Here is a 15,440-nt window from a genome sequence, read left to right as displayed (position 1 = left end):
CCGCCTCGCGTTAACGCCATTGGATCGACGAGCGAGGAACGGGATGCAATCGGTCGAGGAATTTCTGGCTTACGCAATCAATCTCGAACTCGAAGCGGCGAACCGCTATGGGCTGCTGGCCGACGCGATGGAGGCCGGCGGCAATCATGAAGTGTGCAAACTGTTTCGCCGCCTGGCGGATTATTCCAGGCTTCATCTCGCGGAGGCGCGCGCCCGCGGCGGCTTTCGCGACATCCCCAAGATGAAAGTGGACGAGTTCGTCTGGCCCGAATTGGAGAGCCCGGAGACCGCGGCGATCTGGGCGGCCGATCCGTTCATCGGACGCGAACAGGCGCTCGAAATCGCCCGCGACGCCGAAACCGCGGGGCTCGACTATTACCAGCGCGTTCTCGACACGACGACCGATCCCGAAATCAAGACTCTCGCCAAGGAATTTGTCGCCGAGGAACGCACGCATGTCGCCGAACTCGACAAATGGATCGCGGCGAATAAGGCGGGAAAGACTCTGACCGTCGATCCGTGAGCGGAAAAAACCGAATCGACGCAACGCGCGACTCCCTCTCCCCGTTTGCGGGGAGAGGGTTGGGTTTAGGGGCCATCGTTTCGGCGCGTGCGACGCACGTCGCGTCACAATGATGCGTCAGACGACATCCGTTTGAACGGCGCGGATATCATTCCCGATCGCGCGCAAGACGCGCGATCGGAAAAAGCCTTGAGAGTCGTCATTGCGCGCCGGAGGCGAAGCAATCCAGAATCCGCCCGCGATTCTGGATTGCTTCGTCGCTCCGCGCCTCGCAATGACGACCTTGAGCGCCCTTAAACACAAGAGCGGTCCCGGGCGATCTGGACCGCGAGCCTCCGGCTCGCACGAAGCGATCAAACGAGCAACGCATCAGGCGTCTCCTGGACGCGCAGCAGGATCATCAGTGGCTAAAGCGACAGAGCGGCATGTCCCGATATCGGAAGAAAGCGTCCTGCAGATCGCGGCGCATATTCTCGCGTCCGGAAAAGTTCGGCCCGACGAGGACATCGCCAATCAAAAAATTATCGCAAGATTGATCGAGCTTATTATCAGGCTTCCCGAGGCGTCGCCGCGACTGCTGAACTGTCTCTCCGATTGCGCGCATTTCATGAAGATAAGGGGCCACGAAAATCATTTCGCCGAAGCGAAAATTTACGCGGAACGCCAACGCCGAACGAAGCGCGCATCGCCATCGAAGCGGGGGAGTTAACGGCTTTAGTGTGTGAGCCGCGATGGGCGGCCGTCTGCAATCGTGAGTCAGATTGAAATTTGGTTCTTGAAAATACGAAAGATGCACCCAACTCCATTTTGGATGTAATGGAGACGTACCATGTTGAAGCACATTTTGAATTCCGGGAAGACCGCGTAACAGCGCGGTAAACGCTCCCCCCCGCTGGCCAGTACGGGCAAAGAGGAGAGCGGAACACGGCACTATGCCGACGTACTGCGGTGCCCCCAGTGCAATTTACTGGGGGCAATGGCCGTAATGACTCTGATGCTTGACCGTCAAGCAGAAACTTTCATTTTTAATTTGGCCGGCCTTACAGCTTTCTGTGCGCCAAATGCCTTTTTAATGTCTTTTCGCGTTTCAGAAATTGCAGACTGAAGCAGCGGAGAAGGTTCGTCGTTCCCACTTTTAAGCCTCTGTTTTTGCTCTTGTTCTTGTATTAGAGCTTCTAGGTTTTGGAGCTTTTCCATCGCCGTTTTCCCCTTGTCTCATTGTTCCTCCAGCACGAACGCGCTCGAAATACCGCGAGTTTAGATCGGGCGGAAAGTAGTGCTTCCTCTTGACCCAAACAAATCCCTCGGCTTGAGAAATAACCGCCACATCGATTGGGCCGCCCACGGTCTCGACTCCGCGCGATACCCTTCTTTTGATCGACGTCAGGTTAACTAGGGCCTCCGCCATTTTTGCGAGCTCTGGCTTGGGCATAAACTCTACCATGTCCTCGATTTCAGCCTGTGACTGGTCGCGTATTTTCTCAAACGCCTTCTCTTTCAGACCGCTCAAAAACGCTGACTCAGCTTCTTGCGCCTTATTCCCAATTTCCGCCTTGTCTCCTTCGTTTTCGAACGATATCTCATTTATAATACCATTTCTTATGTCCGGGATAGTTATTTGGCAGAACTTTGTAACTTCTTTTTGTATTTTGTCATCTAGGCCATACAAAAATCGTTCCACCATTTCTTTTTGAGCAAATGGCAAAACTTTGGCCTTTGTGCCCTGACGATCAATGTCAACGCAATTAGTCTTCACATATTTCAAACGATCGCAGACCATTCCGTCTAATTCAAACGAAAATAGTGTTGGGAACAACTCCCTGTCGCCAAAGCCTGCTACAACGATCCCTGTTCTCCCGCGGGACAAGATATTTTTTCGGAGAGAGAGTTTTGTAATTTCGAGCAGTTTTTTTGCTTGAGCCTGGCTGGCAATCGGCATCTGCTCAGCAATCAGCCGTTTAAGAAGATCACTCTTTGACCTTGTAATAGAGACAGGCCTATCGCTCCCGACAAAAGATGCATTTTCGCACGACCTAAAAACATGCAAATATAGATTGATCTCTGTGTCTAAAATCTCTTCGAAGATAGGCTGATAATCTTCAACATGCCTCGCCTCTTTTCCGAGAGAAAAAAATCTATTTTGCAATTTCTTGTTAAATCTTTCCATAATGTCAGTCAAAACTTGACTAACTATCGATTTTACCGATGCCTGTTTGACGATTTCCGGAGAGCGCTCTCCAAACTCATTTAAAAATAATAAGAATTTGTTGGCCGCGTCCTCGACGTTATGGACCCTTGGGCAAATAGTGCGGAATTGACGGATCAAGGACGGGAGCGGGGCTTCCATGAAGCTCATGCCATTGTAAATCATGATGCCAATTGGATTATGATTGGAAAGCTCAAATAGCTTGTCTGCAGAATCAAAAATCTTTTCTTCTTTGCGGCCTGCGGAAATAGTAACTGCACTGTCGGCAGCCAATGCGACCGCAGTCTTGTTCAAAATAGCGATCTCAGCCGTCATCCCTATGCCACCTTGCGGCGGCGGCGCTTCGAGCAATATCGGCTCGCGCTTCCGAAGAAAGACTTTCGGCGCGCGCGATCGCCTTTTAAGCCGCCCGCTCTACCCAAAATTGACATCGAATCCTTGTCCGATTCGGGCGTATCTTGAGCCTCGCTAGTAGCGATATCAATGACCAGTTTCGCGAGCTGATTGGGATCGTGCGGACGAATCGGCGGTTTCGTGCTCGCAGCCAATCGCTTAGCATGGAGCGTCGAAAGTGGGGATAAACCGGTGGCCGGTCTACCCCGCCAAATTTCAAAATGACCCGCTAGCCTGACCGCCTACCCAACCGATCAAAATTCGGACTCAAGACCCTGCCCGATTTCAACCGGTCTTGACATTCCTGGAATAAATTCCTATCCTCCTCTCGCCTTCGTCAAGCGAGGGCGCGGCTCAGGGTCGGGCGGCGCCGGCGAAGGACGGATCCGGCGGGACGAACGACCCTCGTTCCCTGGTCCGGCGGCGCGTCGCCGGTCTGGGCTTCTCTCCTTTGCGCGGAGACGCATGAGCCCCTTCGATGAGCCGCAAGGCTCAACGAAACTCATGTGCAGGCTTTGAAAGCCCGGACCGCAATATCCGAGGATGGCGCAGGCGTCGGTTACCCGAACGATGGGGAGCGGCTCCCTCAGCCCGGAGGCGGCGAGACGACGCGATCCGTGTCCGGGAGAAACCGGCAGTCGAAGACATTTCTTAGCGCTGCGGCCAGCGACGGCCGGGGCGTCCCGGACCGCTCGCCCCCGCGCCGCAAGGCGGCGGGAAATCTTCGCGCGCCCGTTGTGTCGCGCCGTTTCAACCGCTCGGCTGTAATTCCCGACGCGCGAAGCGCGATCCGGAATCCAGAGTAAAATCAGCATTCTTGAATTCGCTCTGGATTCCCGGTCAGGCCCGCGGCCTGCCGGGAATGACACCATCCGTGTCAGTTGGCGCGTACCGCATTCGCCACGCCTCAGCGCACTTCCGCCGCCACCATGGCGATGTCGTCCGTCGCTGGCGGCTCGCCGCGGAAGGCGCGCACATCGGTGAGCGTCGCCTTGATCAGATCGCCCGGTGCGAGGCCGCGATGCCGCATGAACGACGCGGACAGTCGTTCGACCCCGAAGAACTCGCCCTGGCGGTTCTGCGTCTCGGTGATTCCATCGGTGTAAAACAGCAGCCTGTCGCCCGGCGCAAGATCGATGCTCCCCTGCTTGAAATCGACGCCGCGCATCACCCCGAGCACCAGCCCGTCGGCGTCGAGCTGCGCGCAGACCGCGCCGTCGGCGCGCAGCAGCAGCGGCGGATTCTGACCGGCGTTGGCATATTGCAGCACCCGTGTCTGCGGCAGGAAGCGGCAATAGAACATGGTGATGAAGAGGTCCGCGGCGAAGAGATCGTCGTGCAGCAGCTCATTGAGGTCGCGCAAAAGCTCCGCCGGCCCGCAGGAGGCGTTGGTCGACCGCCGAGTCTCGGCGCGCAGCGTGCTGCGCACTTCGGTCATGATCAGCGCCGCGCCGACGCTATGGCCGGAAACATCGGCGATGGCGATGTCGATGACGCCGGAATTTTCGAAATAGTCGAAATAATCGCCGCCGACATGAGTCGCCGGCACGCAGATTCCGGCGATTTCCATATGCGCCGTGCGCAGCGGCGCGCTCGGCAGCAGCGACAGCTGAATGTGCCTCGCGATTTCAAGCTCGTGGCGGCTTTCCTCGACCCGGCGCCGGTCGGAAATGTCGGCGTGAACGCTGACGAAATGGGTGATCCGCCCCGCCTCATTGGCGACCGGCGAGATGAACAATTCGTCCCAGAAGGGCGCGCCGTCCTTGCGGTAGAATTTCACCGTAACCTGACAGCTCTTGCGATGCGCGATCGCGTTGCGGATTTCATCGAGCGCCGCGGGATCGGTCGCCGGCCCACGCAACAGATGCATGCTGTGTCCGAGCAGCTCCTCGCGGGCGAATCCGGTGATCCGGCAGAGCGCCGGATTGACATAGACATTGGGCACGCCGGGCGCCTGCGCATCCCAGATCGCGATGCCGATCGGGACGGATTCGATGGCGCGATTGCGCACGCGCAGCGCGTCCTCATATTTCTTGCGCGCCGTCATGTCATGGTCGACGCCGCGCCATTTGACCAGCCGGCCGTCGTCGTCGAACACCGGCGCGCCGGTCGACTCGGTATAGACGTCGCCGCCGTTCTTATGCCGGTAATGATTGACGACGCGGTGGAACGGCCGGCGCGACGCGATGAGGCTCGGCGCGCTGTTTGCGACGGCGCCGCTCGCCGGCTCCTTGGCGAAGAGATCGAGATAGGTCTTGCCGACGACCTCCTCGGGCGTCATCCCCAACACATCCTCGACCGCGCCGCTGCTGTAAGTATAGCGGCCGTCGCGATCCTGCTCCCACAGCCATTCGCCGGCCATGTCGGCGATCTGCCGGAAGCGCTGCTCGCTCTCGAGCAGCGCCTCCTTGTCGCGCTTTTGTTCGGTGATGTCCTGCTGGATGGCGAGAAAATGGGTGATGGCCCCGGCGGCGTCGCGCAGCGGCGTGATGATTTCGGACGCCCAGTAGAGCTTGCCGTCCTTGCGTCTGTCCTGAATCTGTCCGCGCCATTCGACGCCGGCGGAAATGCTTTCCCACAGTCGACGATATTGATCGTTCACCGTCTGCTTCGATTGAAGCATGCGCGGGTTCTGGCCGATGAGCTCATGCGGCCGATAGCCGGTCAGGGCGGCGAAGCGGCTGTTCACATACTCAATTTCGCCATGCTGATTGGCGATCATCACCGCGATCGGACTTTGCTCGATCGCGGCGGAAAACGTCAGCAGTTGCTCCTCGGCGCGTTTCAGTCTGGTAAGATCATGGGTGACGCCGACGAAATAGCGCTTTCCCTTGAGCCGGATTTCGCCGATCGAGAGATACATCGGAAAGGTCGCGCCGTTCTTTCGTCTACCGACGACCTCGCGGCCAATGCCGATGATTTTCTTGACGCCGGTTTCCTTATAAGCGGCAAGATAGGAGTCATGCGCATCGCGATAGGGCGAAGGCATCAGTATCTTGACATTGGCGCCGAGCGCTTCCTCGGCGCGATAGCCGAAAATCCTCTCAGCGCCCTTGCTGAACAGCAATATCTCGCCGGCCTCGTCGATCGCCACGAGACCGTCGGCCATGCCGCCGAAGATCGTTTCCAGTTTTTCCTTGATGTCGTCGAGCGCCTCCGACTCGCTCGCCTCTTCGTCGATCGGACGAAGCTTGATGAGCGCGCCGCCGCCGTCGTCGCCCAGCGGATCGATCTCGCAGCGAATCTCGATCGAGGTTCGATCCTTGCGTCGCAAGCGCACGGACAGCCGCTCGCGAACAAGCGGCGACCATGATGGCGCGCGATCGGCGCCGTGCCGCGCGACAAGCTGCGAGAAGAAAGACCGGCCGCGAAGCTCGCTCTCGGAATAGCCGGTCAGCCGTTCGGCGGCGCGGTTCATCGCTCGCACGGCGCCTGAGGATTCGACAATGCACAGCGCCTCATCGAAGGCGTCGAGAATGGCGCGATCGGCGGCGAGCGTTTCCATCGCGCTAAGAAACTCCCGATTGCGCCGAAACGCCCGGGCGCCGTCGCTCACCCTCCCCGCGGTCGCCGGCCTGTTTGCGATAGGCTGCGTCGCAGGCGTCGACGAGCGCGTTCAGTTCGGCGACAAAGGCCGCGATCGGCGTGAGCGTCGTGAACATCGAGGATTCCAGCTTGAAGGCCAGCCGCTCAAGCCCGGCGAGCCGGAATTCCAGGCCGACGTTACGGAATAAGGCGCGGGGGTCGGCGATTCCGGTCAGGAACTGCATTGAGGCGATGCGCGCCGCCGCATCCCTCATCCTCGCGTCGAGCGCGGCCTGCAACTGCTGCTCCCATCGGTCTCTCGGCTTCACCTCCTCTAGAAAGGCGGTAAGCTTTTTCAGCCCGAAAAGATTGGCCGCCTGATCGAAACAGGCGCCTGCCGCGCGCATGTCTTCTCCCGACTCCCGGCTGAGCGCGACAAGGAAAGGAAAATCGCCCACGCGATCGAAGTATGGCTCTCCCAGCCCATCCGCCGGTTTACTGGCGCCGACGCGCGCCCGATAGTCGCGAAGATCGAGACGCCAGCGTTCGATCTCTTTATCGTCCGGGCTTAGTCGATAGCCGCGCCGCATCGCCCATTGGCACATGTCGGCGAGAGCGTCTTCAAGCTGAAGCAGCAAGCCACATTCATGCGCGGCGTCCAACCCGCCCTGCGACCGAAACGCCGCGCGCCATCTGTCGCCTTCGAAAATTCGATCGAAGGCGAGGTAGAGCTTCACGGCGTAGCTCAGCAGCGCCGGCGTCAGTCCCTCGCCGAACAGCAGAAAGCGGACGCCCGCCTGATCAATCACAGCGTTGCAAATCGCCGTGACGGCGATTTCCCGCGCGAGCGAATGGCGTTTGATCCGCTCCGCAAAATGAGATCGGACATATTCGGGAAAATAATTCGCCAGAAAATCTTCGGCCCAGGATCCTTGCAGGAAAGATTCATCCTCAAGCAGCCGCTGCTTCAACGCGAGTTTCGCATTCGCCATCAGCAAGGCAAGCTCCGGCCGCGTCAATTCCTTCGTCTCGCGCGCGGCGACATCCTTGCGCGTCGGGAACGCCTCGGCTGCCGCATTGATATAGCCGGCGTTTTCGAGTTGCTCGGCGATATCCATGAATGGGTCGAGATTGACGAGACACCGCGCGCGGTCCAGGGACAGGCAAAGACTCTGCTGGTCATTATCTCGTAATACCGAAGCGCAAACGTCCTCGGTGAGGGACGCAATAAGCGCATTGGCGTCGCCAATTTCCGGCGCCTCCGTATCAGGACGTATGCGCAGCAAAGTCTTCAGATTGACTTCGTGATCGGAGAGATCGACGCCCGCCGAATTGTCGACGGCGTCGGTGTTGATGCGGCCGCCCTTCAGCGCATATTCGATGCGCGCCTTCTGGGTGAACGCCAGATTGGCGCCCTCGCCGACGATCTTGGCGCGAAGCTGCAGCGCATCGACCCGCGCGCTGTCGTTGACGCGGTCGCCGACGCCTTCATTCGTTTCGGAACTCGCCTTGACATAGGCGCCAATGCCGCCCATCCACAACAGGTCGACGGGCGCCGTCAGCAGCCAGCGAACCAGCGCCTCGCCGTCGGTCGTGCTGTGCCGCACGCCGAGCCAGGCGCGCACTTCGGGGCTGAGCGCGACATCCTTGGCGTCGCGCCGATAAACGCCGCCACCCGGCGAGAGCAGCGCTGGATTATAGTCGCGCCACGTCGAATGCGGCAGGTCAAACAGACGGCGGCGCTCGGCGAAGGAAACCAGCGGGTCGGGATTGGGGTCGAGGAAAATATACCGGCCGTCGAAGGCGGCGAGCAATCTGATGTTTGGCGTATGCAACATGCCATTGCCGAAGACGTCGCCATCCATCGACCCGACGCCGACGACGGTAAAGGGCTCGGCGTCGACATCGCGGCCAAGCTCATAAAAGTGCCGCCTTACACAGACCCACGCGCCGCGCGCGGTGATGCCCAATTTCTTGTGGTGATAGCCATGCGCGCCGCCGCTAGCGAAGGCGTCGCCCAGCCAGAAGCCATAAGATTGAGAAATCTCATTGGCGACGTCGGCCCAGGTCGCCGTGCCCTTGTCGGCGGCGACGACGAGATAAGGATCCGGATCGTCATAAGCGACAAGCTCCGGCGGCCGAATGATTTTCGATTCCTTCAGATTGTCGGTGAGATCGAGAAGCCCGCGCAAGAATTGCGAATAGGCCGCTTTCCCCAGCCGCTGGCGCTGCGTCGCGTCGGTGTAGGGAAGTTTCAGGATAAAGCCGCCCTTGGCGCCCTGCGGCACGATGAGGGCGTTCTTGATCATCTGGGTCTGCATCAGGGCGAGGATTTCGCTACGAAAGTCTTCGGGCCTGTCCGACCAGCGAATGCCGCCACGCGCCACCTTCGCGCCGCGAAGATGGATGCCTTCCATCGACGCGGAGTGAACGTAGATTTCCGCCATTGGCTTTGGCGACGGCATGTTGAAGACGCCGAGACTGCTGATCTTCAAAGCGATGAAGTTGCGCGCCCATTCTCCCGAAAAGTAGAAATTCGTGCGCACCGTGGCGTCGATGAGATTGAAGAGATCGCGCAGAATGCGATCGTCGCTGCCGTCGACGACCTTGTCGAGAACGTCGACGAGTTGAGCGCGGATCGGCGTGAGCAATTCAAGTTCTATCTCAAACGAGTCGCGCCTCTCATGATCCGGTTCGAACCGCGCCTCGAAATAGCGATAGAGCAGGTTGACCGCCGCCGGACTTCGCAAGAGCCCCTGATAGATGCGGGCGCGCCCCAGCCTCACGCCGAGCTGCTGATAGTAATTGCAATAAGCGCGAAAGAGATCGATCTGACGCCAGTCGAGTTCGGTCGCGAGGATTAAGCCGTTCAAGGCGTCGCTTTCGACCTCCGCCGCAAGCGCCGCTTCGAGCGCCCGCAACAATCGCCGCCGGCAATGGGCAAGGCCGATGGCGCTTGGCGCCGAAGGCTCAACGGTAAAGCTTCGGATAAACCGCGTCCCGACGCCGAGATCGAGCTCGAACCGAATTTGGTCCGAGACGCGCAAGCCTAAATTCTGCAATATCGGCAGGAGTTCGTCGAGCGAACGCTCCGTCGCGCCGATGAGGCGAATCTCGTAGCGCCCGACGCCGACGCCGCGCAGCGGACGGAGTTCAACGATTTCACGCCCGCTGTCTTTGCCGCCCTCGATCAGCGCAAGGTCGCGCGCGGCGCGCGGCGCCGGCACGAGATAGCGATAGGACTTGGGCAGTCGGCGAAGCGCCTCCGCCGAGAATTCGCGCCCGACGCGGCGTCCGGCGCGACGCAGGAAGCGGCGCACCGACGCATCCCAGTCAACGGGGCGGAATGTATCGGGCGCCGATGTTTCTGGAGGGCCAAACACGGGAGGGCTATGCGATCTTCTTGCGCATTTCGAGCACATTGCCCGAATCCGTCTTGCGATATTGAACCGAGTCCATCACCGAACGGATGAAGAATATGCCGCGGCCGCGTTCGCGAAGTTCGTCAAAATCAGGCGTCGGCACGGAAGCAAGATCGAAGCCGCCGCCATGATCGAAGACGCGCACTGAAAGATAGGCGTCCTTGACGGAAAGACTGATCCGAACCGAATCCTTCGAATGCGCCGCAGCGCTGTATTGAATTGCGTTGGCGACGGCTTCGGTCAGCGCCAGATTGAGATTGAACGCGAGCGCGTCGCGTTGATCCTCCTGAATATCCAACTCTTTGGCGAGCTGTTCGGCGATCGCGCCGACAAAACGCAAATATCGCGTTTCATTGGGAACGACGATGTCCAGATTGACCGCCGTCTCGCACATGTCGATCACCGCCCGTTCCCATTCAGGCGCTCAGCGCCAGTTGCAGGCTTGGATAAATGTCGAAAACGCGATGCAGCCTGGTCAACTCGAACATCGATCTCACGCGCGGCTGCAGGCCCGCCAACGCAAAGCCGCTCGAGCGCAGATTGGCGTTCTTGTAGCCGGAGAGCAGAGCGCCCAGACCCGAACTGTCGATGAATTGAACTCGCGCGAGATCGATCACGACATTCTTTGCGCCGCCTTCGAGCGTCTTCAGCACCAGATTCTTGAGCTCGCCTGAGTTATGCGCATCGATGCGATCTTCCTGGATGCTCAAAACGGTGCGATCGTCGCGCACTTCGTTCGCTACTCTCATTGTCCAGTCTCTGCTCGATTTCGGAACCAAACAACTGATTGGTTACATATGTCTACGCCTCCACATTTAACAGGGTCTTACGCGAAGCTTGTGACGCCCTCTGGCCGTGAGACGCCGTAAGCTCGGGTTTTTCAGCCAAAAGCCAGCGTGAGGTCGGCAATGAGGTCGTCGGGATGCTCAATGCCGATCGACGCGCGAATGAGCGAAGAGGTGATGCCGATTTCCCGCCGGGCCTCCTCGGTCAGGCCCGAATGCACCGTGGTCGCCGGATGGCAGATCAGGGATTCGGAGCCGCCCAGACTCACGGCGAGCTTGAAAATCTGAAGTCGATTGAGAAGAGCGAAGGCTTCCGCCTGCCCGCCGACGACCTCGAATGAGAAGGTCGATCCGGCGGAAGTCGACTGACGCTCCATCAGCATGCGCTGCGGATGATCGCGCGGCAGCAGCGGCGGGTAGTGGACACAGGCCACTTTGGGATGGCCGGCGAGAAAATTCGCGACGATCGCCGCGTTCTCGGCGGCCCGGTTCATGCGCAAGGACAGCGTTTCGAGCGACCGGCCGAGCATCCAGCAGGAATGCGGATCGAGCTGCGTGCCGATCGCGCTGCGCATCGATCGGATCGTCTTGAGATGCGCGCAATCGCCGACGACGGCGCCGCCGATGAGATCGCTGTGTCCCCCGACATATTTGGTCAGCGAATAGAGCGACAGATCGGCGCCATGCCGCAGCGGCGATTGGAAGACCGGGCCGAGCAGCGTGTTGTCGCAGCAGATGACTGGCCGCGCGCCCTGCTTGCCCGCGATGTCCTCTCCGATGCGCCGCACCAGCGCAATGTCGACGAGGCTGTTCATCGGATTGGACGGCGTCTCGATGAAAATCATCGCAATCCGCCCGATATCCATCGCGCGGGCGGCTGCGGCGCGGATGTTTTCCTCGTCGAGCCCATCGGTGAAGCCGACGCCCGTCAGACCGAACGGCGCCAGAGTCCTGTCGATGAGAACCTCCGTGCCGCCATAGAGCGGACGGCTGCGCAATATCGTTTCTCCCGGCCGCGCGAAGGAAAGAATTGTCGTGACGATCGCCGCCATGCCGGAGGAAAAAACCAGACCGCATTCGGCATGTTCATAGATCGCCAGACGATCCTCGACGATTTCGAGATTGGGGTGGTTGAAGCGCGAATAGACGAGGCCGCCCTCTTCGCCTTCCGGCGGCGCGCGACGGCCGGCCATATAGTCGAAAAAGTCGCGCCCATCCTCCGCGGTCCGAAACACGAAGGTCGAGGTGAGAAACACCGGCGGCTTGACGGACCCTTCCGACAGCGCCGGGTCGTAGCCATAGCTCAGCATCAGCGTTTCCGGCTGGAGCAGATGGTTGCCGATGCTGGCCTTGTGGTAACGCGCGCTGTCCATGGTCAGTCCCTTTCCGCCGCGCCAAAATCGGCCGAATGCGCCTGTTCAAATTTGAAGCGCGGCGACGGCATCGAGGCCGAGCGCCTCAAGGCTTGCCGACAAGGAGCGCGTTTCCTGATCTTCATAGAGCGCGCGTTCGTTAAGGACTGGCGCGCCGAGCGCCGTCTCGAAGGCGCGCCGGTCGGCGCGCTCGATGAATGTTTCAGCGCGCCGGTCGCCGAGATTCGAGCGAAAAATGCCGGCGGCGCTGACGGGCAGAAAATCCTCGTAAAGGATCGGCTCGGCGCGCAGCGCGCCGATCCGCAGGAGATCGTCCACCGAAGCAGGGGACGTAATCTCCCCTGTCCGCGCTCCAGCATCGGGAGAATAGCGGAAATAGGCGAGCTTCTCGCGTCTCAGCGTCTCGCGATCGTCGGGAAACGCCGCGAAGCGCCGGGTCAGCGCTGCATGGAAGTCATGCGCATTCGCGCCATCCGGCGCGAGCGGAGCCTCGGACTGAGCTTCGGCGAGAAGCCTGTCGTAGAGCGCGCGCCCCTTCGCTGTCAGCGCGGCGCCTCGTTGCTCGATCTCGCCGAAGCGCGCGGCATGGGCGCCGCTTAGGCGCCGACCATCTTCCTCGGTGAAGTCGACAGGCTCGGCATTCGCCTTGAAGCTCGTCTGACGCAGCAGGATCGGGCAGCGGCGACGCGGCGGTCCTTCGATGATCGCCTTCGGATTCATGCCATGCGCCGCCATCGCGGCGTGCGCGACGTCGATATCGAGCGCATGCAAAGTGAGATGGTTGATATGCGGCCCCTTGAAGCAAACAATGTCGGCGAGCAGCGGATGCGTCGAATGGAGCCTGCGATAGACGGCTGAAGAGACTGTCGCCTGCCCGCTCCAACGGAATGTCTTCGCCGCTTCAATCACAAATTCCCGCGCCTCTTCATCGTCGAAGCCGCGCCTTTCGTGAATGTCGATCAGTTCGCGGCATCGCGGCGTGAATATATCGCGCTGAGCAAGGATTTTTGCAGCGATCTCCCGTGCTTGCGCATCGGCGATAAAATCCAGTCTCAGCAGCGAGGCAAATATCCGAAACGGGCTCGCACGCATCGCGCTTTCGCCGATCGGCCGGAAGGCGGTCGAATGCACCGGAAGTCCGGCGATCGACAGGTCGTAATAGGAGACCGGCGCCATGCCCATGATCGCGAAGAGCCGACGCAGCATCGACAGCTCCTGGGCTGTGCCGATGCGAATGGCGCCATGGCGCTCGACGTCGAGTCGCTCAAGTTCGCCGCTCTCGAGAAGGCGCTGCTTCAGTTGCGGCTCATCGGCCAAGCATTGCCGATTCGTCTCGGCCACGAGCGCTTTCATCGCGCGATACTGCGGCGCTTCGGCCTGATACATTTCCGAAATCGCCGAGGCGAACATCGCCCGAAGGGCGTCGGCGGAAGCAAAAGGTTCGTTCATCGCAGCCCTGACCGATCGAGGTTTGCCATCTCGTCATTTAAGTCGTCGGCGTCGCAAAACCACGAGCGCGACCGGCGGAGGCAGTGCGAGCCTGGAGGCTCGCGTTCCAAGAACGGCGCACCCTGGACCGCGAGCCTCCAGGCTCGCATGGCTGCAAACAAGCCGGCGCCGACTATGCCTCCAAATCAAATTTGACGCCCTGCGCCAGCGGCAATTCGCCAGAATAATTGATCGTGTTGGTGGCGCGGCGCATATAGGCCTTCCAACAGTCCGACCCAGCTTCGCGACCGCCGCCGGTGTCCTTCTCGCCGCCGAAGGCCCCGCCGATTTCGGCGCCGGACGGGCCGATATTCACATTGGCGATGCCGCAGTCCGAGCCGTCGGCGGCCATGAAATATTCGGCCTCATCCAGACGCGCGGTGAAGATCGACGACGCCAGGCCATGGGCGACATCATTGTTCAATCGGATCGCTTCGCCGAGGCTACGGAACTTCATCACATAGAGAATGGGCGCGAATGTCTCGCGCCGCACGACCTCGGTCTGGCCCGGCATCTCCACAAGCGCCGGACGCACGTAAAAAGCGTCGGGATATTTTTCGGCCAACGCGCGTTCGCCGCCAAAGACCGCGCCGCCCGCGCCGCGCGCCTCGTCGAGCGCGGCGCGCATCGCCGCATACGCGCTCTCGTCGATGAGCGGTCCGATCAGCGTCCCGCCGTCGCGAGGATCGCCGACCTGAACCGAGCCATATGCGCGTCGCAACCTGCTCAGAAGCTCGTCATGAATGTCTTCATGCACGATCAGCCGGCGCAGGCTCGTGCAGCGCTGGCCTGCCGTGCCCATCGCCGCGAAGGCGATCGCCCGCACGGCAAGATCGAGAGGCGCGGAGGCGCAGACGATCGCGGCGTTGTTGCCGCCAAGTTCGAGGATCGATCGCGCGAAGCGACGCGCGAGGCGCGGCGCGACGGCGCGTCCCATGGCGGTCGAACCTGTCGCGGACACTAGTCGAATCTGCGAATCTTCAACCAGCGCTTCGCCGATCTCGCGACCGCCGATGAGCAGGCTGGAAAGACCATCCGGCGCGTCGCCAAAACGCGCGGCGGCGCGCGCGACCAGCGCCTGCGACGCGAGCGCGACCAGCGGCGTCTTTTCCGACGGCTTCCACACAAGCGAATTCCCGCAGACCAAGGCGAGCGCCGCGTTCCAGGCCCAGACCGCGACGGGAAAGTTGAAGCTGGTGATCACGCCGGCGACGCCGAGCGGATGCCAGGTCTCCATCATCCGATGGCCGCGACGCTCGGTGGCGATGGTCAGTCCATGAAGCTGCCGCGACAGGCCGACGGCGAAGTCGCAGATGTCGATCATCTCCTGAACTTCGCCGAGTCCCTCGGTCGTGATCTTGCCGGCCTCGATCGTGACGAGGCGCGCCAACTCGGCCTTGGCCGCGCGCAGCTCCTCGCCGAGCAGACGCACGAATTCGCCTCGACGCGGCGCCGGGACATTGCGCCAGACGCGAAACGCCGCCTCGGCGCGCGCGATCGTCTGCTGCGCGATCGCTGAATCGGCGCCTTCGACGCGCGCGATGATCTCGCCAGTGATCGGCGAGCGAATGGTCAGAGACCCGCCCGTGAACCTGCGAGAGTCCACCCCGAATTCTTGCAGAAGGGCCGCGGCTTCGGCGGCCAATTCGGCATGCGGAACGCGCGGCTCCATTTCTATTCCCCGATGACCGCCGTCTCACGCGGCTGGCGCCTTATGTCACGACT

General features: G+C 60.6%; 9 protein-coding genes. 1 reads left to right on the top strand and 8 read right to left on the bottom strand.

The window, feature by feature from the left end; all coding sequences use genetic code 11:
* The first annotated feature begins 43 nt into the window (after positions 1–43).
* On the top strand, positions 44–523 hold the full coding sequence (locus U1E20_RS00165) for a ferritin-like domain-containing protein (RefSeq protein WP_409978564.1): 480 nt from the start codon (positions 44–46) through the stop codon (positions 521–523).
* A gap of 1,135 nt (positions 524–1,658) precedes the next feature.
* Here U1E20_RS00165 and U1E20_RS00160 read toward each other — a convergent pair.
* The 8 genes from U1E20_RS00160 to U1E20_RS00125 all read right to left on the bottom strand — a co-directional run bounded on the left by U1E20_RS00160 (position 1,659) and on the right by U1E20_RS00125 (position 15,387).
* A complete protein-coding gene (locus U1E20_RS00160) occupies positions 1,659–3,080 on the bottom strand; it encodes a hypothetical protein (protein WP_409978563.1) in 1,422 nt (473 codons plus the stop codon).
* Positions 3,081–4,029: 949 nt separating this feature from the next.
* Positions 4,030–6,627 carry a PAS domain S-box protein gene (locus tag U1E20_RS00155; protein WP_409978562.1) on the bottom strand — a complete coding sequence of 866 codons (2,598 nt, stop codon included), beginning with the start codon at positions 6,625–6,627 and terminating at the stop codon, positions 4,030–4,032.
* 4 nt (positions 6,628–6,631) lie between these two features.
* Positions 6,632–9,967, bottom strand: coding sequence for an NAD-glutamate dehydrogenase domain-containing protein (locus U1E20_RS00150; RefSeq protein WP_409978561.1), 3,336 nt, complete (start codon positions 9,965–9,967; stop codon positions 6,632–6,634).
* Between the two features lie 70 nt (positions 9,968–10,037).
* Positions 10,038–10,463: an ATP-binding protein gene (locus tag U1E20_RS00145; RefSeq protein ID WP_409979614.1), complete on the bottom strand. Its 426-nt coding sequence runs from the start codon at positions 10,461–10,463 to the stop codon at positions 10,038–10,040.
* Between the two features lie 22 nt (positions 10,464–10,485).
* Entirely contained in the window at positions 10,486–10,818 is a 333-nt protein-coding gene (locus tag U1E20_RS00140; RefSeq protein ID WP_409978560.1) for an STAS domain-containing protein, read from the bottom strand.
* A 131-nt stretch (positions 10,819–10,949) separates the two neighbouring features.
* Positions 10,950–12,227, bottom strand: coding sequence for a cystathionine gamma-synthase family protein (locus tag U1E20_RS00135; protein WP_409978559.1), 1,278 nt, complete (start codon positions 12,225–12,227; stop codon positions 10,950–10,952).
* A gap of 45 nt (positions 12,228–12,272) precedes the next feature.
* Entirely contained in the window at positions 12,273–13,676 is a 1,404-nt protein-coding gene (locus tag U1E20_RS00130) for a VOC family protein (RefSeq protein ID WP_409978558.1), read from the bottom strand.
* Positions 13,677–13,848: 172 nt separating this feature from the next.
* Complete coding sequence (locus U1E20_RS00125; RefSeq protein ID WP_409978557.1) at positions 13,849–15,387, bottom strand: aldehyde dehydrogenase family protein; 1,539 nt, start codon at positions 15,385–15,387, stop codon at positions 13,849–13,851.
* Positions 15,388–15,440: the final 53 nt, after the last annotated feature.

The sequence above is a fragment of the Methylocystis sp. genome (genome assembly GCF_046349115.1).
Taxonomy (GTDB): domain Bacteria; phylum Pseudomonadota; class Alphaproteobacteria; order Rhizobiales; family Beijerinckiaceae; genus Methylocystis.
This window is presented reverse-complemented; position numbering and strand designations above follow the sequence as displayed.

Coding starts and splice junctions, on each gene's coding strand:
- U1E20_RS00135 (WP_409978559.1), bottom strand. CDS start 12,227: ATGGACAGCGCGCGTTACCACAAGGCCAGCATCGGCAACCATCTGCTC.
- U1E20_RS00125 (WP_409978557.1), bottom strand. CDS start 15,387: ATGGAGCCGCGCGTTCCGCATGCCGAATTGGCCGCCGAAGCCGCGGCC.
- U1E20_RS00155 (WP_409978562.1), bottom strand. CDS start 6,627: ATGGAAACGCTCGCCGCCGATCGCGCCATTCTCGACGCCTTCGATGAG.
- U1E20_RS00145 (WP_409979614.1), bottom strand. CDS start 10,463: ATGTGCGAGACGGCGGTCAATCTGGACATCGTCGTTCCCAATGAAACG.
- U1E20_RS00140 (WP_409978560.1), bottom strand. CDS start 10,818: ATGAGAGTAGCGAACGAAGTGCGCGACGATCGCACCGTTTTGAGCATC.
- U1E20_RS00130 (WP_409978558.1), bottom strand. CDS start 13,676: ATGAACGAACCTTTTGCTTCCGCCGACGCCCTTCGGGCGATGTTCGCC.
- U1E20_RS00165 (WP_409978564.1), top strand. CDS start 44: ATGCAATCGGTCGAGGAATTTCTGGCTTACGCAATCAATCTCGAACTC.